Annotated in this window: 22 protein-coding genes; 4 read left to right on the top strand and 18 right to left on the bottom strand. The window is 67.0% G+C overall.

Annotation, left to right across the window (positions count from 1 at the left end):
• Positions 1 to 56 precede the first annotated feature (56 nt).
• Positions 57 to 1,772 carry an aa3-type cytochrome oxidase subunit I gene (gene ctaD / locus G6N38_RS23930; protein WP_407662809.1) on the top strand — a complete coding sequence of 572 codons (1,716 nt, stop codon included), beginning with the start codon at positions 57 to 59 and terminating at the stop codon, positions 1,770 to 1,772.
• On the opposite strand, the gene pyrF is transcribed toward ctaD, so the two are convergent.
• From pyrF to pyrR, 7 genes are read right to left on the bottom strand one after another with little or no spacing between them, the layout of a single operon-like run.
• Positions 1,769 to 2,593, bottom strand: coding sequence for an orotidine-5'-phosphate decarboxylase (gene pyrF / locus G6N38_RS23925; protein ID WP_163750455.1), 825 nt, complete (start codon positions 2,591 to 2,593; stop codon positions 1,769 to 1,771). The genes ctaD and pyrF overlap by 4 nt on opposite strands.
• Positions 2,594 to 2,602: 9 nt before the next feature.
• The gene (gene carB, locus G6N38_RS23920; protein ID WP_163750454.1) at positions 2,603 to 5,944 is read right to left on the bottom strand and encodes a carbamoyl-phosphate synthase large subunit; all 3,342 of its coding nucleotides are present in this window, start codon (positions 5,942 to 5,944) and stop codon (positions 2,603 to 2,605) included.
• On the bottom strand, positions 5,945 to 7,069 hold the full coding sequence (gene carA, locus G6N38_RS23915; protein ID WP_179968442.1) for a glutamine-hydrolyzing carbamoyl-phosphate synthase small subunit: 1,125 nt from the start codon (positions 7,067 to 7,069) through the stop codon (positions 5,945 to 5,947).
• Positions 7,066 to 7,563, bottom strand: a complete 498-nt coding sequence (locus tag G6N38_RS23910; protein ID WP_163750452.1) for a PH-like domain-containing protein — start codon at positions 7,561 to 7,563, stop codon at positions 7,066 to 7,068. Before G6N38_RS23910 ends, carA begins: the two co-directional genes overlap by 4 nt.
• A gap of 31 nt (positions 7,564 to 7,594) precedes the next feature.
• Positions 7,595 to 8,893: a dihydroorotase gene (locus G6N38_RS23905; protein ID WP_163750451.1), complete on the bottom strand. Its 1,299-nt coding sequence runs from the start codon at positions 8,891 to 8,893 to the stop codon at positions 7,595 to 7,597.
• Positions 8,890 to 9,843: an aspartate carbamoyltransferase catalytic subunit gene (locus tag G6N38_RS23900; RefSeq protein WP_163750450.1), complete on the bottom strand. Its 954-nt coding sequence runs from the start codon at positions 9,841 to 9,843 to the stop codon at positions 8,890 to 8,892. Before G6N38_RS23900 ends, G6N38_RS23905 begins: the two co-directional genes overlap by 4 nt.
• Entirely contained in the window at positions 9,840 to 10,382 is a 543-nt protein-coding gene (gene pyrR / locus G6N38_RS23895) for a bifunctional pyr operon transcriptional regulator/uracil phosphoribosyltransferase PyrR (protein WP_246228094.1), read from the bottom strand. Before pyrR ends, G6N38_RS23900 begins: the two co-directional genes overlap by 4 nt.
• A gap of 185 nt (positions 10,383 to 10,567) precedes the next feature.
• Between pyrR and G6N38_RS23890 the strand changes: the two genes are divergently transcribed.
• On the top strand, positions 10,568 to 11,770 hold the full coding sequence (locus G6N38_RS23890) for a serine hydrolase domain-containing protein (protein WP_163750448.1): 1,203 nt from the start codon (positions 10,568 to 10,570) through the stop codon (positions 11,768 to 11,770).
• 8 nt (positions 11,771 to 11,778) lie between these two features.
• Here the strand turns inward: G6N38_RS23890 and G6N38_RS23885 are convergent, their stop codons facing one another.
• The 7 genes from G6N38_RS23885 to G6N38_RS23855 all read right to left on the bottom strand — a co-directional run bounded on the left by G6N38_RS23885 (position 11,779) and on the right by G6N38_RS23855 (position 19,024).
• Positions 11,779 to 13,221 (bottom strand): hypothetical protein, encoded by a 1,443-nt coding sequence (locus tag G6N38_RS23885; RefSeq protein ID WP_163750447.1) that lies wholly within the window; start codon positions 13,219 to 13,221, stop codon positions 11,779 to 11,781.
• Between the two features lie 100 nt (positions 13,222 to 13,321).
• On the bottom strand, positions 13,322 to 14,824 hold the full coding sequence (locus G6N38_RS23880; protein WP_163750446.1) for a hypothetical protein: 1,503 nt from the start codon (positions 14,822 to 14,824) through the stop codon (positions 13,322 to 13,324).
• 279 nt (positions 14,825 to 15,103) lie between these two features.
• Entirely contained in the window at positions 15,104 to 16,249 is a 1,146-nt protein-coding gene (locus G6N38_RS23875; RefSeq protein ID WP_163750445.1) for an acyl-CoA dehydrogenase family protein, read from the bottom strand.
• A gap of 42 nt (positions 16,250 to 16,291) precedes the next feature.
• The gene (locus G6N38_RS23870) at positions 16,292 to 16,828 is read right to left on the bottom strand and encodes a TetR/AcrR family transcriptional regulator (protein ID WP_163750444.1); all 537 of its coding nucleotides are present in this window, start codon (positions 16,826 to 16,828) and stop codon (positions 16,292 to 16,294) included.
• Between the two features lie 9 nt (positions 16,829 to 16,837).
• On the bottom strand, positions 16,838 to 17,317 hold the full coding sequence (nusB, locus tag G6N38_RS23865) for a transcription antitermination factor NusB (RefSeq protein WP_163750443.1): 480 nt from the start codon (positions 17,315 to 17,317) through the stop codon (positions 16,838 to 16,840).
• Between the two features lies 1 nt (position 17,318).
• Positions 17,319 to 17,882 (bottom strand): elongation factor P, encoded by a 564-nt coding sequence (gene efp, locus G6N38_RS23860; RefSeq protein WP_163750442.1) that lies wholly within the window; start codon positions 17,880 to 17,882, stop codon positions 17,319 to 17,321.
• 14 nt (positions 17,883 to 17,896) lie between these two features.
• Positions 17,897 to 19,024, bottom strand: coding sequence for a M24 family metallopeptidase (locus G6N38_RS23855; RefSeq protein WP_163750441.1), 1,128 nt, complete (start codon positions 19,022 to 19,024; stop codon positions 17,897 to 17,899).
• Positions 19,025 to 19,057: 33 nt separating this feature from the next.
• On the opposite strand from G6N38_RS23855, the gene G6N38_RS23850 reads away from it, so the two are divergent.
• Both G6N38_RS23850 and G6N38_RS23845 read left to right on the top strand, forming a co-directional pair.
• Positions 19,058 to 19,681, top strand: coding sequence for a B-4DMT family transporter (locus G6N38_RS23850; protein ID WP_163750440.1), 624 nt, complete (start codon positions 19,058 to 19,060; stop codon positions 19,679 to 19,681).
• A 40-nt stretch (positions 19,682 to 19,721) separates the two neighbouring features.
• Positions 19,722 to 20,573 (top strand): hypothetical protein, encoded by an 852-nt coding sequence (locus tag G6N38_RS23845; protein ID WP_246227401.1) that lies wholly within the window; start codon positions 19,722 to 19,724, stop codon positions 20,571 to 20,573.
• Positions 20,574 to 20,588: 15 nt separating this feature from the next.
• On the opposite strand, the gene G6N38_RS23840 is transcribed toward G6N38_RS23845, so the two are convergent.
• Genes G6N38_RS23840 through G6N38_RS23825 form a run of 4 tightly spaced genes read right to left on the bottom strand, consistent with a single transcriptional unit; the run spans position 20,589 to position 23,675 of the window.
• The gene (locus G6N38_RS23840; protein ID WP_163750439.1) at positions 20,589 to 21,476 is read right to left on the bottom strand and encodes an MBL fold metallo-hydrolase; all 888 of its coding nucleotides are present in this window, start codon (positions 21,474 to 21,476) and stop codon (positions 20,589 to 20,591) included.
• A 14-nt stretch (positions 21,477 to 21,490) separates the two neighbouring features.
• Entirely contained in the window at positions 21,491 to 21,934 is a 444-nt protein-coding gene (aroQ, locus tag G6N38_RS23835) for a type II 3-dehydroquinate dehydratase (RefSeq protein WP_163750438.1), read from the bottom strand.
• On the bottom strand, positions 21,931 to 23,013 hold the full coding sequence (aroB, locus tag G6N38_RS23830) for a 3-dehydroquinate synthase (RefSeq protein WP_163750437.1): 1,083 nt from the start codon (positions 23,011 to 23,013) through the stop codon (positions 21,931 to 21,933). Before aroB ends, aroQ begins: the two co-directional genes overlap by 4 nt.
• A complete protein-coding gene (locus G6N38_RS23825; RefSeq protein ID WP_163750436.1) occupies positions 23,010 to 23,675 on the bottom strand; it encodes a shikimate kinase in 666 nt (221 codons plus the stop codon). The genes aroB and G6N38_RS23825 overlap by 4 nt, the downstream gene beginning before the upstream one ends.

Here is a 23,675-nt window from a genome sequence, read left to right as displayed (position 1 = left end):
TCCGCGGCGCCATCGGGGCGGGCACGCTAGAGTGCTCGCAGGGTGCACCGGACTAGATGTTGGGAGACATCGTGGTTTCCGAGGCGCCCGAGGCTGCCGTTCTGCACGCAACCCGCCCGTTCCCTGCCCGAGTGGGCCCCAAGGGCAACCTGATCTACAAACTGATCACGACGACCGATCACAAGTTGATCGGCATCATGTACGTGGTTACTTGCTTCATCTTCTTTGCGATCGCCGGGTTGATGGCGTTGTTCATCCGCGCCGAGCTGGCGGTGCCGGGCCTGCAGTTCCTGTCCAATGAGCAGTACAACCAGCTGTTCACCATGCACGGCACGGCGATGCTGCTGTTCTATGCGACCCCGATCGTGTTCGGGTTCGCCAACCTGGTCCTGCCGTTGCAGATCGGTGCCCCCGACGTTGCCTTCCCGCGGCTGAACGCATTGTCGTTCTGGCTCTTCGTGTTTGGGGCCCTGATCGCGCTCAGCGGGTTCATCACCCCCGGCGGTGCCGCCGACTTCGGCTGGACCATCTACGTTCCGCTGTCTGACGCCCTGCACAGCCCTGGCGTCGGCGCCGACCTGTGGATCCTGGGTGTCGCGGTCGGCGGTCTTGGCACCATCCTCGGTGCGGTCAACATGATCACCACGATCGTGTGCATGCGTGCCCCCGGTATGACGATGTTCCGGATGCCGATCTTCACCTGGAACATCTTCGTGACGTCGATCCTGGTGCTGGTGGTCTTCCCGCTGCTGACCGCCGCCGCGTTCGGGCTGGCCGCCGACCGACGCCTGGGAGCGCACATCTACGACCCGGCCAACGGCGGAATCATGCTGTTCCAGCACTTGTTCTGGTTCTTCGGCCATCCCGAGGTCTACATTCTCGCGTTGCCGTTCTTCGGGATCGTCTCCGAGATCTTCCCGGTGTTCTCCCGTAAGCCGATCTTCGGCTACACCACCCTGATCTACGCCACGATCAGCATCGCGGCGCTGTCGGTGGCCGTATGGGCCCACCACATGTATGTCACGGGCGCTGTGCTGCTGCCGTTCTTCAGCTTCATGACGTTCCTGATCGCGGTGCCCACCGGCATCAAGTTCTTCAACTGGATCGGCACCATGTGGCGAGGACAATTGACGTTCGAGACGCCAATGCTGTTCTCCATCGGTTTCCTGGTGACGTTCCTGCTCGGTGGCCTGTCCGGCGTGCTGCTGGCCAGCCCGCCGCTCGACTTCCACGTCAGTGACACGTATTTCGTTGTCGCGCACTTCCATTACGTGCTGTTCGGTGTCATCGTGTTCGCGACCTACGCCGGGATCTACTTCTGGTTCCCGAAGATGACCGGGCGGCTGCTCGACGAACGGCTGGGCAGGCTGCACTTCTGGCTCACCATGATCGGGTTCCACACCACGTTCCTGGTGCAGCACTGGCTCGGCAACGCGGGCATGCCCCGCCGCTATGCCGACTACCTACCGACCGATGGGTTCACGACGCTGAACATCATCTCCACGGTCGGGGCGTTCATTCTCGGGGTGTCGATGCTCCCCTTCGTCTGGAACGTCTTCAAGAGCTGGCGCTACGGCGAGGTCGTCACCGTCGACGATCCCTGGGGCTACGGCAACTCGCTGGAGTGGGCCACCTCCTGCCCGCCGCCGCGGCACAACTTCACCGAGCTGCCCCGGATCCGTTCAGAGCGACCCGCTTTCGAACTGCACTACCCGCACATGGTCGAACGCATGCGCGCCGAAGCCCACGTGGGCGGGTCCCACCAGCCTTAGGCGAGGTAGGCGAGCTCGTCGAGCAGCTTCTCCCCCGCCGCCCGCACAGCGGCGACATCGGGTCCGGCGCGCAAGACCTCGCGCGACACCGCGGGCAGCAGCTGACCGGGTCGGGCGCCCCCGAGCCCGCCGAGCGTTTCGGGGCGTCCGCCCTGGGCGCCCACTCCGGGCACAAGGACCGGCCCGCTCAGGTCGCCGAGATCGGGCACCACATCCAGCGTGGCGCCGACAACCACGCCAACCGAACCCGGGTCAGGTAATCCCGCCCGATTGACCGCGGCGGCGTCATCGACGACGGATTGCGCCACGGTGCGCTCGCCGGCGATGGCCCGCTGCACTGACGCGCCTTCTGGGTTCGACGTCGCGGCCAAGACGAACACCCCGCGCCCATTGGCGGCGGCCAGGTCCAAAAGTGGCTGCAGTGAACCGAATCCGAGATACGGGGACGCGGTGACGGCGTCGGCGGCCAGCGGCCCGGTCCCGGCCCAGGCCTGCGCGTAGGCGGCCATCGTCGAACCGATGTCGCCCCGCTTGGCGTCGGCAAGCACCAACACCCCGGCCTCCCGCAGTGCGGCCATGGTGTTCTCCAGCACCGCGAAACCCGCTGAACCGTACGCCTCGAAAAACGCCACCTGCGGCTTGACGATCGCAAACCCGGCGTACGCCCGCACGCAGATCTCGCTGAACCGGGCCAGGCCGTCCGCGCTGACCGGCAGGTCCCAGGCCCGCAGCAATTCCGGGTGTGGATCGATACCGAGGCACAGCGGCCCGCGATCGGCGACCGCGGCGGCCAGCCGGGTGCCGAAGCCGGGCTCAGTCATTGACCCATCTCACTCATGACCCAGGGTGGCGTGCAGTTCCTGTAGCGAGCGCACGTCGATATCGCCGCGAATACCGGCCTCAATGCCCTGAACAGCCGCCGAGGCGCCCTGCACGGTGGTGATGCACGGGACGTTCATCGACACCGCGGCCGACCGGATCTCATAGCCGTCGATCCGCGGGCCCGAGTTGCCATACGGGGTGTTGATCACCATGTCGATGTCACCGGCGAGGATGGCATCCACCGCGGACATCGCGGGCCTGCCCTCGCCCGGTTCCTCGAAGTGCTTGCGCACGACGTCGCAAGGAATGCCGTTGCGCCGCAGCATCTCCGCGGTTCCCTCGGTGGCCAGCACCTGGAAACCCAGGTCCGCCAGCCGCTTGACCGGGAACACCAGCGAGCGTTTGTCTCGGTTGGCCACCGAGACGAAGATCGTGCCGGAACTCGGCAACGAACCGTAGGCCGCGGTCTGGCTCTTGGCGAATGCGCTACCGAAATCGCGGTCGATGCCCATCACCTCGCCGGTGGACTTCATCTCCGGCCCCAGCAGGGAGTCGATGCCCGAGCCGTCCGCCTTACGGAACCGGTGGAACGGCAGCACGGCTTCCTTCACCGCGATCGGCGCGTTGGGCGATGGCGTCGCTCCGTCGCCGGTCGAAGCCAGCACACCTTCGGCGCGCAGCTGGGAGATGCTGGCGCCAAGCATGATTCGCGCACAGGCCTTGGCCAGCGGGATCGCGGTGGCCTTCGAGACGAATGGCACGGTCCGGCTGGCCCGCGGGTTGGCTTCCAGCACGTAGAGCACGTCGTCCTTGAGCGCATACTGCACATTGAGCAGCCCGACCACTCCGACACCGTGGGCGATCGCCTCGGTGGCCTGCCGAACCGCCTCGATATCGCTGCGGCCCAACGTCACCGGCGGCAGCGCACACGCTGAGTCGCCCGAGTGGATGCCGGCCTCCTCGATGTGCTCCATCACACCACCGATATAGACCTCGGTGCCGTCGCAGAGTGCGTCGACGTCGATCTCGATGGCGTCCTCGAGGAACCGGTCCACCAGGACGGGGTGCTCGGGTGAGAGCTGGGTGGCCCGGGTGATGTAGCCATGCAGCGTCTTTTCGTCGTAGACGATCTCCATCCCGCGCCCGCCGAGCACGTAGGACGGCCGCACCAGAACCGGATAGCCGATGCGTGCCGCAATCTCGCGGGCTTGCTCGAAGCTGGTGGCAGTGCCGAACTTCGGGGCAGGCAGCCCGGCGTTCGTGAGCACCTGCCCGAACCGGCCGCGATCCTCGGCGAGGTCGATGGCTTCGGGCCTGGTGCCGACGATCGGCACCCCGGCGTCGGCCAGCCGCTGAGCCAGCCCCAGCGGGGTCTGCCCACCGAGCTGCACGATCACCCCGGCCACCCCTGGACCGCCCCGGCCGGACTCTGATTCGGCGTGAAAGACCTCAAGGACGTCTTCGAAGGTCAGTGGCTCGAAGTACAGCCGGTCGGCGGTGTCGTAGTCGGTGGACACCGTTTCGGGGTTGCAGTTGACCATGACGGTCTCGAACCCGGCCTCGCTCAGCGTCGTCGCCGCATGCACACAGCTGTAGTCGAATTCGATGCCCTGCCCGATGCGGTTCGGTCCCGAACCCAGGATCAGCACCTTCGGCCGGTCGGTCTGCGGTGCCACCTCGGTCTCGGCGGCGGGGTCGAGCTCGTAGCTGGAGTAGTGATACGGCGTCTTGGCCTCGAACTCGGCTGCGCAGGTGTCGACGGTCTTGAAGACCGGGTGGATTCCAAGCCGCCGGCGTAATGCCCGCACGCCGGCCTCGCCGGCCAATTCGGCTCGCAGCGCTGCGATCTGGCGATCGGACAACCCGTTGTGCTTGGACCGCCGCAGCAGGTCCTCATCGAGGACGGGTGCTTCGATCAACTCCCGGCGCAACGCCACCAGGCGAGCGATCTGCTCGACGAACCACGGGTCGACACCGGACGCCTCGGCGACGTCTTCGACGCTGGCGCCCAGCCGCAGCGCCAGCTCGATATCGTAGAGCCGTCCCTCTGTCGGGGTGCGCAACCGGTCCAGGATGTCCGGCACCGAACCGTCGTCGTCGGGCGCGGTCCAGAACCCGGTGCGGGTGGTCTCCAGGGACCGCATCACCTTACCGAGCGCCTCGATGAAGTTGCGGCCCAGCGACATTGCCTCACCGACCGACTTCATCGTGGTGGTCAGTGTTGGGTCGGCACCGGGGAACTTCTCGAACGCGAACCGTGGCGCCTTGACCACCACGTAGTCCAGCGTCGGCTCGAAGCAGGCGGGCGTCTCCTTGGTGATGTCGTTGACGATCTCGTCGAGCGTGTAGCCGATCGCGAGCTTGGCGGCGATCTTGGCGATCGGGAATCCGGTGGCCTTGGAGGCCAGCGCACTGGACCGCGACACCCGCGGGTTCATCTCGATCACGATGAGCCGGCCGTCTTTCGGGTCCACCGCGAACTGGATGTTGCAGCCGCCGGTGTCCACGCCGACCTCACGCAGGATCGCGATGCCCAGATCACGCATCTTCTGGTACTCGCGGTCGGTGAGCGTCATCGCCGGAGCCACGGTCACCGAGTCGCCGGTGTGTACGCCCATCGGGTCGACGTTCTCGATCGAGCACACCACCACCACGTTGTCGTGGTGGTCGCGCATCAGCTCGAGTTCGTATTCCTTCCAGCCGTAGATGGATTCCTCGATGAGCACGTTGGCCGACGGGGACGCCGCGAGCCCGTCGCCGGCCATCCGCTCGACGTCCTCGAGCGAATGTGCCATGCCCGACCCCAACCCGCCCATGGTGAAGGACGGGCGCACCACGACGGGCAGGCCCAGCTCGGTCACAGTCTCGCGAACCTCGGCCATGGTGTAGCAGACGGCCGACTTCGCGGACTCACCGCCGACTTTCGCGACAATGTCCTTGAACTTCTGCCGGTCCTCGCCGCGCTGAATGGCGTCGAAGTCGGCACCGATCATCTCGACGCCATACCTCTCGAGTACGCCGTCGTTATGCAGGGCGACAGCGGTGTTCAGCGCGGTCTGTCCACCGAGGGTGGCCAGCACGGCGTCGATTCTGTTGCCGCGTGCAGCCTGCTGGGCGATGACCTTCTCGACGAATGCCGAGGTGATCGGCTCAACGTAGGTGTAGTCGGCGTACTCGGGGTCGGTCATGATCGTGGCAGGGTTGGAGTTGACCAGGCTGACGGTCAATCCCTCGGCACGCAGCACCCGACAAGCCTGGGTGCCCGAATAGTCGAATTCGCAGGCCTGGCCGATGACGATCGGCCCGGAGCCGATGACGAGAACGTGGTTGAGGTCGGTCCGGCGTGGCATTTAGCGCTTCCCCTCGTCCATCAGATCCACGAATTGGTCGAACAGGTAGTTCGCGTCATGTGGTCCGGCTGCGGCCTCCGGGTGGTACTGCACCGAAAAGGCCTTTCCGTTAGCGAGTTTGATGCCTTCGACGACGCCGTCGTTGGCGCAGGTGTGGCTGACCAGAGCCGGGCCGAAGTCGGTGTCGAAATGCTCGCCGGCCTCACCTTCCAGTGCGAAGCCGTGGTTCTGTGCGGTGACCGCGACCCGCCCGGTGGCATGGTCGATCACCGGCACATTGATGCCTCGGTGACCGAACACCATCTTGTACGTGGACCGGCCCAGCGCCCGGCCCAGGATCTGATTTCCGAAACAAATTCCGAAGAGCGGGATTTCCGCCCCGAGAACAGCTCTGGTGACCCCGACGACGTGATCGGCGGTGGCCGGGTCGCCGGGGCCGTTGGACAGGAACACCCCGTCGGGCTTCAGCTCAACGATCTGCTCAAAGGTCGCCGACGACGAGAGCACGTGGGTGCGGATGCCACGCTCGGCGAAGTTGCGCGGCGTGTTGGTCTTGATGCCAAGGTCCAGCGCGACCACGGTGAACCGTTGCGTTCCAACGGGATCGACGATGTAGCTCGCCGGGGTGCTGACCTCGCCGGCCAGGTCAGCACCCAGCATCGCGGGCTGGCTGCGCACCCGGCGCACCAGCTCCTCGGTATCGGCCAGCGCAGGTCCGGAGAACACCCCGGCCTTCATCGAACCGCGGGTGCGCAGGTGGCGCACCACCGCGCGGGTGTCGACACCGGCGATGCCGACGATGTGCTGACGCTTGAGCTCGTCATCCAGCGTTCCGGTGGCCCGCCAGTTGGACGCACGCGGCGACGGGTCGCGCACCACGTAGCCGGCCACCCAGATCTTGTCGCCGCGGCTTTCGGCGTCCTCGTGGTTCCAGCCGGTGTTGCCGATCTGCGGGGCGGTGGCCACCACGATCTGGCGGTGATAACTCGGATCGGTCAGGGTCTCCTGGTAACCGGACATCCCGGTGGAGAACACCGCTTCGCCGAGAGTCTCTCCGACCGCACCGAATTCGGTGCCGGTGTAGACCCGCCCGTCCTCCAATATCAGATGGGCTTTACCCGTCACGCTGCTTCTCCTGTTGTCGTCCATCGTGCATAGTCGCGGCGGTCGTCGCCGCGAAAGCCTGTGTCAATCTCCGTGCCCGACGGCAGCCGCCACCGAATCGCCAAGATGCCGGCGACTTTGCCCGCCAACGCACGCTCGGCGCGGATGCCGGTGATCGCATCCTGCGGAATCCAGATCGGCGTCGCACCGGAGCGCTCGAGCAGGATCCCTTCCGGGTAGCGGGTCAACACCGCCTTGGACCGGAAACCCAAGTCTCCGGCGGCAACACGTTCCAGCCAATTGCCCGACAGGGTCGTGCCCACATAGAGGCCTCTGGTCGGCGCGATGACCGCCGAGCTCAGCAGATCGGGCATCGAAGGCAGTTCGCCCACCAGTGCGAGCTGCCGCTTGGCGCGGTGCTTCCAGCCACGCAGCATGCGTCCGATCAGCACCCCGATGATGACGACGATCACAAAGGCGAAGATGTACGCCCCGATCGCCGTGGCTGTGTTCATGCGCGATCCGCCTGCGCTTCTCGCTGAGCCTTCACGCTGGGCTCTTCCCGTCCCGCGCCGTCACGGTCCCCCGCAACAACGTCGCGGTGACCGTAGCTGGCAGCGTCATAGCTGCGAACGGGGTGTTGGCCGAACGGCTGGCCAGCTCGCCTCCATCGACAACCCAGGTGGCGTCCGGGTCGACGACGACGAGGTTGGCGGGCTCCCCCACCTCCAGCGGGCGACCCTGATCCTCCAGCCCGACGATGCGGGCCGGGTTCTCGCTCATCACCCGCGCCACGCCGCGCCAGTCCAGCAGGCCGGTGGCCACCATCGTCTCGGCGACGACCGACAACGCGGTCTGCAGGCCAAGCATGCCCGGGCGGGCCCGGGAGAACTCACAGCACTTCTCGTGCTCGGCGTGCGGCGCGTGGTCGGTGGCCACACAGTCGAGCACCCCGTCGGCCAGCGCCTGGCGCAGGGCTTGGGCGTCGGTGTCCTCCCGCAGTGGCGGGGTCACCCGGTTCACGCCGTCGTAGCTGGCCAGCCGGCTGTCATCGAGCAGGAGATGGTGCGGGGTGACCTCGGCGGTGATCGAAATGCCCTGCTGTTTAGCCCATTTGATGAGTTCGACGGTGCCGGCCGTGGAGGCGTGACAGATGTGCACCCGGGCGCCGGCGTCGCGGGCCAGCAGCGCGTCGCGGGCCACGATTGACTCCTCGGCAGCGCGCGGCCAGCCGGCCAGTCCGAGCCGGGCAGCGTTGGGGCCTTCGTGGGCGACGGCGCCGACGGTCAGCCGCGGCTCCTCGGCATGCTGGGCGATCAGCACCCCCAGCCCGGTGGCGTACTCCAGCGCCCGGCGCATCACCAGCGGATCGTGCACACAGATGCCGTCGTCGGAGAACATCTTGACCTGTGCCACACCGGCTGCCATCAGGCCCATTTCGGTGAGCTGCTTGCCCGCCAGCCCCACCGTGACGGCACCCACCGGGTGCACGTCGACCAGGCCGACCTGCTGACCGCGCCGCCACACGTGGTCGGTGACCACCGGGCTGTCGGCCACCGGGTCGGTGTTGGCCATCGCGAACACCGCGGTGAAGCCGCCCAATGCCGCTGCCGCCGAACCAGTCTCGATGTCCTCGGCGTATTCGCGGCCGGGCTCACGCAGATGGGTGTGCAGGTCGACCAAACCGGGCAGCAGCACCTGACCGGTGGCGTCGATCACGTCGGCATCAGCGGGAACTGCCAGCTTCGGGCCGATCTCGGCGATCTGGCCGTCGGCCACCAGGACATCGACCTGGTCGCCTTCGCCATACAACCGGACACCGCGAATCAGGACACTCGCACTCATACCGTCACCGCCTCGTCCGTGCCGACCAGCAGATGGAACAGCACCGCCATCCGCACGTGCACACCGTTGGAAACCTGTTGCAGCACAGCGGACTGCGATGAATCAGCGGCGGCGAAGGAGATCTCCATGCCCCGCAGCATCGGGCCGGGGTGCAGCACCACCGCATGCCCCGGCAGCAGTGCCTGCCGCCGATCGGACAGTCCGTAGCGAATCGAGTACTCCCGCTCCGATGGGAAGAACCCGCCGTTCATCCGCTCGGCCTGCACCCGCAGCATCAGGGCCGCGTCGGCGGCGGGCAGCTCGGCGTCCAGGTCGTGCGACACCGTGACCGGCCAGTCCTCCACCCCCACCGGCAGCAGCGTCGGCGGGGCGACCAGCACTACCTCGGCGCCAAGCGTGGACAGCAGCGTGACGTTCGAGCGAGCCACCCGGCTGTGCAGGATGTCGCCGACGATCACCACCCGGCGTCCCTCTATATCGCCGAGACGCTGACGAAGCGTCAGCGCGTCCAACAGTGCCTGGGTGGGGTGCTCGTGGGTGCCGTCGCCGGCGTTGATCACGCAGGGCCCCGCGCCGTCCGGTTCGAGCGTCCACTCGGCCAGCTGCTGGGCCGCACCGGAGGCCGGGTGCCGGATGATCAGTGCGTCGGCACCGGCCGCGCGCAGGGTCAGCGCCGTGTCACGCAGGGATTCGCCCTTGGCCACCGAGGATCCCGAGGAGCTGACGTTGATCACGTCGGCGCTCATCCATTTGCCTGCAACCTCGAACGACACCCGGGTGCGGGTGGAGTTCTCGTAGAACATCGTGATGATCGTGCGCCCGCGCAGCGTCGGCAGCTTCTTGACCTCGCGGCCCAGCAGCGCCTGCCGGAACCGGTCAGCGTCGTCGAGGATGGCGGTGGCCTGGTCGCGGGTCAGATCCCCCGCCGACAGCAGATGCCTGATCGTCATCTCTCCGGCCCTCCCTGGGGTGCGATCCAGATACCTTCGACGCCGTCGTCCTCCACGAGGCGCACCTTGACGTTCTCGCTGCGCGACGTGGGCACGTTCTTGCCGACGTAGTCCGCCCGCAACGGCAGCTCGCGATGGCCGCGGTCGACGAGAACCGCCAACTGCACCACCTTCGGCCGGCCGATGTCGCGCAGGGCATCAAGGGCCGAGCGGACCGATCGACCCGTGTAGAGCACGTCGTCGACCAGGACCACCAGAGCCCCATCGATTCCGCTCGCGGGGATCGATGTCTTCTCCAGCGCGCGCGGCGGCTTGAAGTCGAGGTCGTCGCGGTACAGCGTGATGTCGAGGCCGCCGCACTCGACCGAGACGCCGGAGAATTCGTCGATTCTCGCAGCCAGCCGGTTGGCCAGGGTGACACCCCTCGTCGGGATGCCCAGAAGAATGACGCGGGGTGCGTCGGGGGCGTCGAGAGCAGTCTTTTCGATGATCTGGTGGGCGATGCGGGAAACGGTTCTACCGACGTCCGCACCGGACATCAATTCACGGTCGTCTGCGCTCACGAGCTGACCGGACCTCCTTCTCCGCCTCTCTGGACGGATCGTTAAAGGATGTCGAACTGCCCGGCAGCTTAGCACCCAACTGTCCATCTTCCCGAACCGCTCTTGGGTGTTGACGAGCTCGGCCGACCGCCTTGATCACTGCCTTCAGTAGACTCCCTCGGATGAATCTCGCGGACAATCGCAGTTCTGTCGTGCAGGCGGTGGACGCCGGGCTGCTGGCCGGGGCCGTCACCCTGGTGTGGCAACGCGGGAACATCGTGCAGGTCAATGAGATTGGTTACCGCGACGTCGAGGCCGAGCTTCCGGTGCAGCGCGACACAATCTTTCGGATCGCCTCGATGACCAAACCGGTGACGGTAGCGGCGGCGATGACCCTCATCGAGGAAGGCAAGCTGGCGCTGTCGGATCCGGTCAGCCGCTGGCTACCGGAGCTGGCCGACATGCAGGTGCTGGTGGATCCCGCCGGCCCGCTGGATCGCACCGAGCCGGCGCGACGGCCGATCACGATCGACGACCTGATGACTCACCGCAGCGGACTGGCCTACGCGTTCTCGGTGCTCGGCCCGCTCAGCCGGGCCTACGCGCAGGTCTCGTTCCGCCAGGACCAGGACCACTGGCTTGCCGAGATCGCCAAGCTGCCGCTGGTCCACCAGCCCGGCGACCGACTGACCTACAGTCACGCCACCGACGTCCTCGGCATCGTCTTATCGCGGATCGAAGGCAAATCGCTGCACACCGTGCTCACTGAGCGGGTCTTCGAGCCGCTGGGCATGACCGACACCGGGTTCTTCATCTCCCCCGACAAACGCGCCCGCGCCGCCACCATGTACCGGCTCGACGAAGAGACGGGATTGCACCACGACGCGATGGGCCCGATACCGGTCACCGAGCCCCGGTTCTGCCAGGGTGGGGCGAGCCTGGTGACGACCGTCGACGATTATCTGCGCTTCGCCCGGATGTTGTTGGGTGGCGGCCACGTCGACGGAGCGCGGGTGCTCTCCGAGGAATCGGCGCACCTGATGCGCGGCGATCGGCTGACCGCCGAACAGAAGAAGTACCCGTTCCTGGGGATGCCGTTCTGGGTGGGCCGCGGCTTCGGTCTGAACCTCTCGGTGGTCACCGATCCGGCCAAATCTGCGCAGCTGTACGGCCCGGGTGGCGTGGGCACGTTCAGCTGGCCCGGCGCATACGGAACCTGGTGGCAGGCTGACCCGGCCAACGACCTGATCCTGATCTACCTGATCCAGAACTATCCGAACCTCAGCGCGCCGGCAGCCGCAGTGGCCGGCAACACCTCACTGGCCAAACTTCAGTCGGTGCAGCCGAAATTCGTCCGCCGGACATACGAGGCGCTGGGGCTCTAGAAGCCCGACTAGCGCCGCGACGACCTTCGAGCTGACTTGGCCCCGGTAGCCGGCTTGGGGGCTTTGGCAGCAGTCGCGCCGGAGTCGTTGGCGCCATCGCTGGCCTCGCCTCCGGCCCCTTTCCTGCCCGTGCTCCCGAGGACACCACCCGAGCCACCGTCGCCGGCGTCGCCGGCGAGTGCCGTGCCGGTGCCGAATGCCGCCGCATCGCCGCCGTCGCCACCGCGCCCGCCAGACGTCAGCGCGGCCCCACCGCCGCCGGCGCCACCGCGACCACCGTGCGCCTTACCGTTGTCGGAATAACCGCCGCCGCCGGTACCGCCCTTCCCACCGGCGCCCCACTGGACACTGCCGCCATCGCCGCCGCGACCGCCCGCACCGTCGACGGCATCGTAGGCATCGCCGTAGCCACCGCCGCCGCCGGCGCCACCCGATCCGAGGACCGCCGTACCGCCGCGGCCGCCATCACCACCGAAGGCGAGATCGTCGGGGTCGCTGCCCGTGGCTTCAGCATTCCCGCCCGCGCCGCCCGCGCCGCCCACGCCGAGTATCGCCGTTCCACCCTTGCCGCCGTTGCCGCCGAGCGCGGTTCCATCGGTAGCGCTGGCCATTCCTCCCGCACCCCCGGACCCGCCCTGACCGAACAATCCGCCCCTACCGCCGGCACCGCCGTCGCCCGCGATTGCAATCCCGGTTCCCGGGCTCAGGTTTGCGCCACCGGAGCCACCCGTGCCGCCGAACCCGAACAATGCACCCCCGTTGCCGCCGACGCCGCCGTCACTTGCCGGATCCACTGGATTGCCGTTCGCATCGTAGGTCGCAGCGACGCCGTCTCCACCTGCGCCGCCGAACCCGAAGAGGAGCCCGGCGTTTCCGCCCCTGCCACCATTGGCGCCGTTGCCCCCGTTGCCGAAGAGGATTCCGGCGTTGCCGCCATTGCATTCGTCGCCGCTGCAGTCAGTCGGAGCGTCGGCGCCGTTGCCGATGTAGTACCTGACCACCCCCGCCAGCGCATCCAGCGGGGCAGCGACCGCCGGCTCGGCGGCGACAGTCGCCGACCGCGCACCGTGCACGTGCGTTGCCACCGGAGTTGTGAGGAGTCGGGTCAGGCCGACGGCAGGCCGCGTGACAACACCGGCCGACGAGGCGACATTGGGCGGAACCTCCGCGCCAAAGTCGGAACCCACTGCGTCCGTGGTGATCTCGAGAAGGTGCGGGTATGCGTTCTCGCGATACGAGACGGCGGCGGTGGCCGAATCCGTGCTGACGAGCGCGGCCGGGTGAACCGCCGAGCTGACGGCCTTTACGGTAGGCGCCTCAACCGGCGCAGCCGACGACGTGGCGCCCGCCATGACCGCCGAAGCGCCGATCACACCAGCTGTGATCACTGGCGGCGCGAATGTGAACAGGCGCCGGGCGACGAGCCTGCGGACGCTGGGGATCTCGGACATCGAAGCGCTCCTTCGGGGTTCAGCTGCGCGACAGAACAATTCGACCGGCACCGGCCGGGCGCTGTCAGCGATGGGGGTGGGTCGTCCGTGCCGGGACGTGCTAGACGCTGACCGTGTTGGGCAGCGCGCGGTCCTGGATGCTCAATCTGGGTTGGCCGCCCGCAATCGGCACCTCGACCTTGATGTTCCTCAGGTAGATCGTCTGACCCGGCGTCTGCACGATCAGGGTGCCGGTCACGACGTCGACCGGGACGGTGCCTTCCACCCAGCCCATGTAGTTGGCTCGCAGCGGGACGGTCACCTGCTGGCTGAACGTGTAGGTGTCGGTCCACTGTCTGGTGTATTCCGCACTGACTTCGGCCTTCACCACCGAGAAGAGATCGAAGCCCCCCTTCACAGCGCCCTTGATGGTGGACGAGTATGCCTTCTGGATGGTGACGGTGACCACGGTCGTCGTGGAGACGCTCGTGTTGTTGGTCACTACCGCACCCAGTACCTCCGCCTGGCCGTAAACACCCTGCTGAACTTTGGAATCCGCCCACTTGCAGGTCACTTGGGATGCGCCGCAGAGACCGACGAGCTTCTGCTGGCGAGCGATCGGCAATGTGGACGCGTCGATTGCCGAGTCACCGTCGCCGAGCAGGAACACCGTCCTGCGGGAATCTCCGTCGTCACCTTCCACCTTGCACCGCGCGGAGTCACAGATCGCCAAGCCACCGCCGCCGGTCACGGGTCTGGCTTGCCAGTAGGTGTATTCCGCTCGGACATTGACGGATGCGCCGACCGCATCTTTGAACGTGAGCACGACGTCGGTGTCCCGGAACGCCGTGGTCGTGAACAATCCGAGAATCGACGTCCGCTTCTGCGCGAGTTCGAAGGTCATCTTGCCGCCGGGGTCGATGACGGTGCCGACCGGTGGTGTCCGCACTATCGATCTGCCGGCACCTTCTGGCGTGACGATGTTGACGTTGACCAACGTCATTGGCGCCGATGTCAGGTTATAGATCGTATAGAGCTGAAACCCGGGAGAAGGAGTGTCAGATGCGCGCGGTTCCACGTTGACGATTGCTGCGCGTAGGGCAGTCAGCCCTGCCGTCGCCGCGCCGACGGGGTTGTTGGCGAGTGCCGAAAATGACTGTGCGAAAGAGGTTTGCATGTGTTCGAAGTCCCGGCGCGCACCTGCCAACAGGTCTACGAACGCCGCCGGCGACGGAATCACGAGAGCACCACTGCCACCCAAGGCCGACAGCGAACTGGCCGCCGAGGGGACGGCCGCGGCCGTCAGCGAGGTCCCAGCCACCGCAGGTGCCGGCCTTGCCTGCGCTGCCCCTACCGCGGGGGTGCGCCGAGGTACGGTCGACGGCGTCGACGTCGACTCGCTGCGTGAATCAGACTTCGGCACTGGCTGTTTCGACCTGCTCGATGCGCGCTTCGGGCCGGCCGTCTTGGTCTCAGCGCCGTGCGCCGACGTATTACCACTGGACGACGGCTCCGCTGCCGCAACCCCGTGCCCGGTCGCCAGGGCGGCCCCGAGTCCGGTCGCGACCGCAAGGCCACCGATCCGCGCATACCGCAACGCCGACTGTCGCGAAAACTCTCCCACGATCCCGAACCCCCGATCAAGATTTGCACTAGACAACACCGCTGGATGCACAGTGACCCGACCGCGTAGCGATTCTGGCAATCGACTGTGAACAACAGGAGTTGATTCTGGCAACCAAGCGTGAACGATGCCGACCCGCAGTACCGTAACCTGCCCTACGAAAGATCAAGGCGCATAGTACAAATTGGGCCACCCGATCCACTACCCGATCCGCCTACCCGGCGGCATGGCAAATCACGGACCGGTTCGAGCTGACCGACGCCAAGCGGCGAGTGGCAGTCAGACCATCGCGATCGGCGAGATCGGCACGCCGATCTCCAGCGCACCGGCCAGCTCCCGGCTGACGTCGTGGTCGAACACCACGTGGCCGCAGATGACGTCGATGTCCCGCTTGGCCCGCTGGAGCGGGTTGGACAGGAAATGCGCACTGGCGCCCGACGATTCGAGCAGGTCGGCAACGATGGCGCGAGATTCGTGCACGATGTGCGCAGCGGCCACCCTTGCCTGGGCGCGGGTCGCACGCGAAATCCGCTCACCCGCAGTGACTTTGTCCTCAATCATTGCGACGGTATCGCCCAGCAGACCATTCAATGCGCGCAGGCGCACCCGGGCGTCGCCCAGGCGAATCTGCGCGGCGGGCTGCTGTCCCTGGGCTATCCCCGAGTAGGCCAGCACCCGCTCACCGAGGCGGGCGACGAACAGGTCGGCGACATGCTCGGCCGCGCCCAGTGCCGGCATGGCGGCCAGCAATGCCAGCGCGGGCACCATTGGCCAGCGGTAGGTGCTCGCATCGTGCAGCGCCGCCCCTGGCGCGGTGCCGCCATAGATATCGGCAACCTTCGCCAGCCGACGTTCGGGGACGAGGGCGTCGTGCACCACGACGTCGTGGGATCCGGTCCCCCGCATCCCGTCGGTGTGCCAGACATCCTCGACTGCAACATCTTTGACGGGCAACAAGGCCAGTGCCGGATATATCGCGCCCTCGGGCCCACACAGCGCACCGACCATCACCCAGTCGGCGGCCATGATTCCGGTCGCCCACGACCACCGGCCGGACAGCCGCACCCCGCCGTCGACGGGCACACCGCGCCCCGTCGGCGCCAGCGGCGCCGGGCACAGCACCGGGCCGTCGGCGAACACCTCATCCTGGGCCTGCTCACCGAACAACGCCAGCATCCAGTTGTGCAGGATGTAGAACCCGAGCGTCCAGGCGCTGGCGGCACAGCCGTGCGCCATCCGGCGCACCGGATCCAGGATCGCTCCGAACGGCGCCTGTTCACCGCCGTACCGGGCCGGAAGCAGCAACCGGGCCATGCCGCTGGCCCGGAAGTCAACGATGGTGGCGTCGGGAAGCCGGCGAAGGTCCTCGGCTTCGGCCGCGCGCCGCGCCAGGCAAGCCACGAATTCGTCGCTGATCGGCAACACGAACCGACGCTAGCATACCTTTTGGTATGGAAACGTCGGGCTTCAGTGCCGCAACATGATGTCCAGGAAACGCTGTTGCTGGGTGGCGGCTTTCGCGCCGGGCGCTGAGGCCGACAGGTGCAGGAATCCGACTCCGGCCGCGAACGTCGCGTCGGCCCGCACGCCGGCCTCCTCGGTGCTGAAGCCGTCGTCGAGATAGGCCTGACGTACCGCATGGCGCACCCGACGGTCGGAAGACGCAACCGCCACGGCGACATCGGCGTCCGAGCGGGCCCATTCCCGCATAGCCCGTTCCAGCATCCAATGCCGTTGGCCAAGAAGGACTCTCATCATCCGGGTGAGCCGCTCACGCGGCGGCAGGCCCGCACTCGCGGTGAAATCGGTACGGTCGCTGTCGTGCACCTCGGCCCAGGTGTCCACCAGAGCGGACCGGTAGGCACCAAGATCGCTGAAATGCCAATAGAAGCTGCCCTTGGTGGCACCAACCCGCTTGCAGAGCCGGTCGAGCGTCAGGCCTTTGACGCCGTGCTCGGCCAGCAGTGAGAAACCCGCCTCTACCCAATCGGTCGCGGCCAGCATGCGGCGAGGTTACGCCTCGGGCGCGGTGCCCCGGACCGCAGCGGCAGCCGCGCGTATCTGCGGAGTGACCAGCATGACCTGACCCAGCACTCCGTTGACGAAGCCCGGCGAGTCGTCGGTGGACAGCTCCTTGGCCAGCTCGACCGCCTCGTCGACAGCCACTGGCTCCGGAACATCCTCGGCATGCAACAGCTCCCAGACCGCCACCCGCAAGATCGCGCGGTCCACGGCGGGCAGCCGCTCCAACGTCCAGCCCTGCAGGTGCGAGGTGATCAGCTCGTCGATATGAGCCGCATTGGCGGCCACGCCCCTGGCAACCGTCACCGTGTACGGGTTCAGGACGGATACCTCGGTGTTGGCCTCGGCCAGCCCGATGCGCGAGTCGGCCACCTCGGCTGACGTCAGACCCCTGGCCTCGGCCTCGAAGAGCAGGTCGACGGCGCGTTTGCGCGCCTGATGCCGACCCTTGTCGGCCTTGCGATCAGCCATATCAGGCGTTCACGCGCCCCAAATAGCTGCCGTCGCGGGAGTCCACCTTGAGCTTGTCGCCGGTGTTGATGAACAGCGGCACCTGAATCTCGGCGCCGGTCTCCAGTGTCGCGGGCTTGGTGCCCGCGCTGGACCGGTCGCCCTGCAAACCCGGCTCGGTGCTGGCGACCAGGAGCTCGACGGTCACCGGAAGCTCCAGATACAGCGCTGCGCCCTCGTTGAACGCGATCTGCACCGGCATGCCCTCGAGCAGGAAATCTGACAAGCGGCCGACCAGTGCCTCGGACAGCGGGTGCTGCTCGTAGTCCTCGGAGTCCATGAAGACGAAGTCCGAGCCATCCCGGTAGAGGTAGGTGGCGTCGCGCCGGTCGACGGTCGCCGTCTCCACCTTCACCCCGGCGTTGTAGGTCTTGTCGACGACCTTTCCGGAGAGCACGTTCTTGAGTTTGGTGCGCACGAACGCCGGACCCTTACCCGGTTTGACGTGCTGAAACTCGATGATCTGCCAGAGCTGGCCCTCGATGTTGAGCACAAGGCCGTTCTTGAAATCGGCAGTGGATGCCACGGTCGGTCGTTCTCCTAGGTCAGGATGGCCAGTTCCTTGGGGAACCGGGTCAACAGTTCTGTTGCTTCATGGCGCCGGCTGTGCGGTTCCGGCGTCCGCTCGCCGAGCACGACCAGCGTGTCCTCGATGCGGACACCGCCACGGTCGGGCAGGTAGACACCGGGTTCCACGGTCACCACGGAGCCAGCAAGCAGTGTACCGGCGGCCGCCGAGTTGATTCCCGGCGCTTCGTGGATCTGCAATCCGACGCCGTGACCGAGTCCATGGCCGAAGTACTCGCCGTAGCCGGCGTCGACGATGACCTCGCGGGCGGCGCCATCGACATCGCGCAGCTCCACCCCGACGCCCAGGGCATCGCGGCCGGCCCGCTGGGCGGCCGCCACCAGCTCGTAGACCTCCAGCTGCCAATCGGCCGCCGCGCCCAGCACGAAGGTGCGCGTCATATCGGAGTGGTAGCCGCCGACCAGCGCGCCGAAGTCGATCTTGACGAAATCGCCGCTGGCCAGCACGGCATCGGTAGGTCGGTGATGCGGGATGGCCGAGTTGGCGCCGGTGGCCACGATCGTCTCGAACGACGGACCGTCCGCGCCGTGCTCGAGCATCAACGCCTCGAGCTGACGGCCGACCTCCCGCTCGGTGCGGCCCGGCCGCAACCCGCCGCCGTTCACCAGTTCAGTCAGGGCCGCATCGGCGGCCTCGCACGCCAGCCGCAGCAGCGCGATCTCCCCGGCGTCCTTGATCTCCCGCAGCGCCTCGACCGTGCCCGAAGCCCGCACCAGCTCCGCGGCCGGGTGGTCGTCCAGCTCGCGGGCCAGCACGTCGAATCCGTCGACTGTGACGACGTGGCTTTCGAAGCCGATCCGGGCCGCCCCGTCGACCACCGCCCGACCGACCAGATGGCGTCCGCAGGCCCGTTCGATGACCGTTTCCACGTCGGGCGCCTGGTGCGCAGCCTGCGTCCGGTAGCGCGAATCGGTGGCCAACACCGTCGGCGTGTCGCCGGCGAACACCAGCAGCGCGGCATTCGAGCCACTGAATCCGGACAGATATCGGACGTTGACCAGGTCACTGACCAGGATCGCATCCAGTCCGTCGGTGGCAAGCCGGGCGGCCAGCCGGTCCCGACGTTGGGAATGTGTCACGGTCGCTGACGGTACTCGCTACGCTGGCTAACCATGCATACGTGGTTATTGCGCGGACTGGCCTTCGCTGCCGGCATGGTGATCGTCCGTCTGGTGCAGGGCACGCTGATCAATATCTACGAAACCAAAGCGGGACTCATCAGCATCTCGCTGGTGGTGCTGTTCGGCATCGCGTCGTTCATCTGGGGACTACTCGATGGCCGCGCTGACGCGAATGCCAATCCCGACCCGGACCGCCGCCGCGATCTGGCCACGGCCTGGCTGGTGGCCGGGCTCATCGCCGGCGTGCTGAGTGGCCTGGTCGTCTGGGTCATTTCGCTGTTCTACAAGAACGTCTACGCCGAGGGCCTGATCAGTGAGGTCACCACGTTCGCGGCGTTCACCGCGCTGCTGGTGTTCCTTCCGGCCATCGCCGCGGTCGCCATCGGCCGCTTCCTGATCGACCGCAAGCGGCCTCCGCAGGTGCGCCGCCGCGAAGACGGCAGCGAGACAGACGTATTCGACGCTGCCCGCGAGGACGACCGGACCGGGCCCATCGCCGGGCTCGACACCCACGAAGCCGCGGCGACCGAAGAGCACACCTCCGCCGTCGCGACCGCCGAGCGCGACGAGCCGACCGAGCAGATCGATATGACCGGGGAACGTCCCAACAGCTGACAGCGCGGATTCGCCCGCACCTCACTAGGATCGCAGACTCGTGAATCTCGATCCGTCCTGCAGCTCCGACCAGTGGAGCATGCTCACCTCGGCACCATCGATCTCGCAGCTCGCGGGGGTGCTCGGCGGCTTTCTCATCACCGCGATCGCGCTCTTGTTCGACCGCAGAGGCCGAGAATCCATTCACACAATCGCGCTGTTTTCGTCAGCTGTGCTCATTCTGATGCTGGACAGCTACCTGTTCAGCATCATCAGCGGCAGCGTGGTGCCCGACGACGGTGATCGACGCGGAGTCTGCGCGATCGCATGGACGCAGGGAGCGGTGGCGACCGGAATGTTGGCCGCAGGTACGACGGCCCTTTTCGGCGGACTCGGCTGGATGTTGGCGAGCCATGCGGTGAGCAAATCCACGGTCGACGATCCCGAGGAAATCCGCGCTTACTGCTTTCTGGCTGATCTCGGCGGCTGGCTCACCTTCGCATCGGCAATGGCGATGACGCTGGTGCTCAGCGAGACGTCGATCGACTACCTGCATTTCATGTATGGCGAGCGTCCGCCCCTCTGGGTCGTCGGAATCATCACGACCTCCGCGGCCGCAATCATCCTGGGTGACCTCGCTTTGGTCTACGTACGCACCCGAGCATTGCGAAAGTCACTGCTCGACGTCGAACAACCGACCGTTCTGACGCTCCGGGCGATCAGATTCGCCACTGTCGGCATGACGGCGCTGGCGATCGTCGGAGCCTGGCTGACGATGAGTATCAACCGATTTCCCAAAGACTGGCTGACGACCCCGAACATGGGATTGGTCATCTTCGCCCTGGTGCTGACCTACGTGGTTCCATCGCTGGTCTCGACCGCGATCTGCAATTCGGTGGCCAGCACCCGCTAGTCACCACTCGGTCGGCTAGATCGCGTCCATCGGCGCCCAGCCGCCGACGTCGAAACCGTCGCCGCTCGCCACGATGGCCGTGGCACCGTGGCCGGGGTAGTGCGCCGGAAAAACCGTCGCATTGGCGCGGGCTGCCTCGCCGAACACCCGCCGACGGGTGCCGCTCGCGGCGGCCGGGTCCACATCGAACGCACATGCGTCGTCGGGTCGCCGAATCTGGATCGGACAGTGCGTCAGGTCACCGATGAACACCGCTGGGCTGCCCGCGTCGAGCCACAGCACCGACGACCCTGGCGTGTGTCCGGCGGCCGGGCGCAGCCGCAGCGACGGACTGAGCTGGAGGTCGTCGGTCCACAGCTGGATCTGATCGGTCACCGGAATCACGCTGTCGGCCAACACCGTTCGCATGCCGTCGTTCTCCCCGGATCCCCCGGGACCGAAGAATCGATAGTCCGGCTCGGGCATCACGTAGCGGGCGTTGGGGAACGTCGGCACCCATCGGCCGTCGACCAGCTGGGTGTTCCAGCCGACATGATCGGTGTGCAGGTGGGTGTTGATCACGATGTCGACGGCCGCCGGGTCGAAGCCGGCCGCGGTGAACGCGGCGAGGAAATCAGTCGACAGGTGATCCAGGGGCGGCATGTGCGGACGGTCGCGGTCATTGCCGACCCCGGTGTCGACCACCACGACCAGACCATCGACCTGCACCACCCACGACTGCATCGCGATCCGCCACTGGTCGGACACCCGCTCCCAGAAGTGTGGCTCCAGCAGGTCGGCGTGGTCGTCCCAGGCCGACGCCGGGGTATCGGCGAACAGCGATGTCCGCATCTGGATCTGAGTTTCGACGACACGGGTGACGGTGGCCTCGCCCAACGCCATCCGGTTGCGCACCCCCGTCATCCCGGCCACCCCGGCTAGTCCAGGGTGACGTCGAGGGTGGCCAGATAACGCAGCGCCAGCAGATAGCCCTGCACGCCGAGCCCGACGATCACTCCGGTGGCTACCCCACTGAGGTACGAGTGGTGCCGAAACTCTTCGCGCGCATGCACATTCGAGATATGTACCTCGAGCAGCGGCGCTTTCAGTTCGGCGCAGGCGTCCCGCAGCGCGATCGAGGTGTGGGTCAGCGCGCCGGCGTTGAGGATCACCGGGTCACCGGCGTCGGCGGCGGCGTGCAGCCAGTCGATCAGCTGGCCTTCGCTGTTGCTCTGCCGCACCACCGCGGTCAGGCCCAGCTCGGTCGCCTGCGTCTCGATCAGCATGACCAGATCGTCATAGGTTGTGCTGCCGTAGATCTCTGGTTCGCGGCGGCCCAGCCGATCGAGATTGGGTCCGTTGAGGACGAGAACAGTGGTCACTTCGACACCTCCGCGTAGGCCGCCGCCAGCAGCGCCGGGTCCGGGCCTTCCAGCCGTCCCGGCTTGGCCAGCCCGTCGAGCACCACGAATCGCAGCACCCCCGAGCGAGTCTTCTTGTCACCAGCCATGATCTCGACAAGTTCGGGCAGCACGTCAGGCTCGTAGCTGACCGGCAATCCCAGCGCCATGAGCACATCGCGGTGCCGCTTGGCGGTGGCGTCGTCGAGCCGGCCGGCCAGCCGGCCCAGCTCCGCGGCGAACACCAGTCCCACCGAGACCGCCGCGCCGTGGCGCCACCGATAGCGCTCCCGGCGTTCGATGGCATGCGCCAAAGTGTGTCCGTAGTTGAGGATCTCGCGCAGTGCCGACTCTTTCTCGTCGGCAGCCACCACCTCGGCTTTGACGGCGATGGCCCGCCTGATCAGCTCGGGCAGCACCGTTCCGGCCGGGTCGACCGAGGCCTGCGGGTCGGCCTCGATGAGGTCAAGGATCTTGGGGTCGGCGATGAAACCCGCTTTGACGATCTCGGCCATTCCGGCGACGAGTTCATTGCGCGGCAACGTTTCCAGCATCGCGAGGTCGACCAGGACACCGGCCGGCTGGTGGAAGGCGCCGACGAGGTTCTTGCCCGCCTCGGTGTTGATCCCCGTCTTGCCGCCGACGGCGGCGTCGACCATGGCCAGCAGCGTGGTCGGGACATGCACGATGTCGACGCCGCGCAGCCAGGTCGCTGCGGCGAACCCGGCCACATCGGTCGCCGCCCCACCGCCGAGGCTCAGCAAGGCGTCCTTGCGGCCGATTCCGATGCGACCCAGAACTTCCCAGATGAACCCGACCACGGCCAGATCCTTGCCGGCTTCGGCGTCCGGGATCTCGATGCGGTGGGCGTCGACGCCCTTGTCAGATAGGTGCGCCCGGATGGCTTCGGCGGTCTGGTTCAGCACCGGCTGGTGCAAGATCGCCACCTTGTGCCGGCCGCCGAGCAGCTCACCGAGCTCGCCGAGTAGGCCGGTGCCCACGATCACCGGGTAGGGCGGATCGACGGCGACCTCGATGGTCACCGGCGTGGTATCGGTCATTTGCGAACTCCGGCGCGGCGTGCGGCCAGCGCCGCCGGGGTGGCGGGCGTGACCGGGGTGGACTCCACCGGCTCATCCGGTGGTTTTGGGGTGGAACGGTTTTCGGTTGCCGACGGCGAACGGCGCCACGGCGGTCTGCGTCGACGGGACGGCTGCGGGTTTTCCATGCGCGTGATGATGTGGCGCACGACGGCACCGGGGTTTCGGCGATTGGTGTTGACCCGGATGGTCGCGACCTGCCGGTAGAGCGGGACCCGCTGGTTCATCAGCATGCGGTACTTCTCGGCGTGGTCGGGTCCGGCAAGCAGCGGGCGGACGGTGTTGCCGCTGGTGCGGCGAACCCCTTCGGCCGCGCTGATCTCCAGGAAGATCACTGTCTGCCCGGCGAGCGCATCGCGCACACCGGGTGTGGTGACGGCACCCCCACCCAGTGACAGCACACCGTCATGGGACTCGAGCGCGTCGCGGATGATCTCTTCTTCGATGCGGCGGAATTCCTTCTCGCCCTCGTTGGCGAAGATATCGGCGATGGTGCGGCCGGTCTTCTCCTCGATGGCAGCGTCGGTATCCAGCATCGCCACGCCCATCGCCTTGGCCAGCCGCCGCCCGATGGTGGACTTTCCAGAGCCGGGCAACCCGATCAGCACGGCCTTCGGCGCCAT

This window comes from Mycolicibacterium helvum, from assembly GCF_010731895.1.
Taxonomy (GTDB): domain Bacteria; phylum Actinomycetota; class Actinomycetes; order Mycobacteriales; family Mycobacteriaceae; genus Mycobacterium; species Mycobacterium helvum.
This window is presented reverse-complemented; position numbering and strand designations above follow the sequence as displayed.

Excerpts from the sequence above, each read along its gene's own strand:
- ctaD (WP_407662809.1), top strand. The coding sequence starts at position 57 with ATGTTGGGAGACATCGTGGTTTCCGAGGCGCCCGAGGCTGCCGTTCTG.
- pyrF (WP_163750455.1), bottom strand. The coding sequence starts at position 2,593 with ATGACTGAGCCCGGCTTCGGCACCCGGCTGGCCGCCGCGGTCGCCGAT.
- carB (WP_163750454.1), bottom strand. The coding sequence starts at position 5,944 with ATGCCACGCCGGACCGACCTCAACCACGTTCTCGTCATCGGCTCCGGG.
- G6N38_RS23910 (WP_163750452.1), bottom strand. The coding sequence starts at position 7,563 with ATGAACACAGCCACGGCGATCGGGGCGTACATCTTCGCCTTTGTGATC.
- G6N38_RS23905 (WP_163750451.1), bottom strand. The coding sequence starts at position 8,893 with ATGAGTGCGAGTGTCCTGATTCGCGGTGTCCGGTTGTATGGCGAAGGC.
- G6N38_RS23900 (WP_163750450.1), bottom strand. The coding sequence starts at position 9,843 with ATGACGATCAGGCATCTGCTGTCGGCGGGGGATCTGACCCGCGACCAG.
- pyrR (WP_246228094.1), bottom strand. The coding sequence starts at position 10,382 with ATGTCCGGTGCGGACGTCGGTAGAACCGTTTCCCGCATCGCCCACCAG.
- G6N38_RS23890 (WP_163750448.1), top strand. The coding sequence starts at position 10,568 with ATGAATCTCGCGGACAATCGCAGTTCTGTCGTGCAGGCGGTGGACGCC.
- G6N38_RS23885 (WP_163750447.1), bottom strand. The coding sequence starts at position 13,221 with ATGTCCGAGATCCCCAGCGTCCGCAGGCTCGTCGCCCGGCGCCTGTTC.
- G6N38_RS23870 (WP_163750444.1), bottom strand. The coding sequence starts at position 16,828 with ATGCTGGCCGCGACCGATTGGGTAGAGGCGGGTTTCTCACTGCTGGCC.
- nusB (WP_163750443.1), bottom strand. The coding sequence starts at position 17,317 with ATGGCTGATCGCAAGGCCGACAAGGGTCGGCATCAGGCGCGCAAACGC.
- G6N38_RS23850 (WP_163750440.1), top strand. The coding sequence starts at position 19,058 with ATGCATACGTGGTTATTGCGCGGACTGGCCTTCGCTGCCGGCATGGTG.
- G6N38_RS23840 (WP_163750439.1), bottom strand. The coding sequence starts at position 21,476 with ATGACGGGGGTGCGCAACCGGATGGCGTTGGGCGAGGCCACCGTCACC.
- aroB (WP_163750437.1), bottom strand. The coding sequence starts at position 23,013 with ATGACCGATACCACGCCGGTGACCATCGAGGTCGCCGTCGATCCGCCC.
- G6N38_RS23825 (WP_163750436.1), bottom strand. The coding sequence starts at position 23,675 with ATGGCGCCGAAGGCCGTGCTGATCGGGTTGCCCGGCTCTGGAAAGTCC.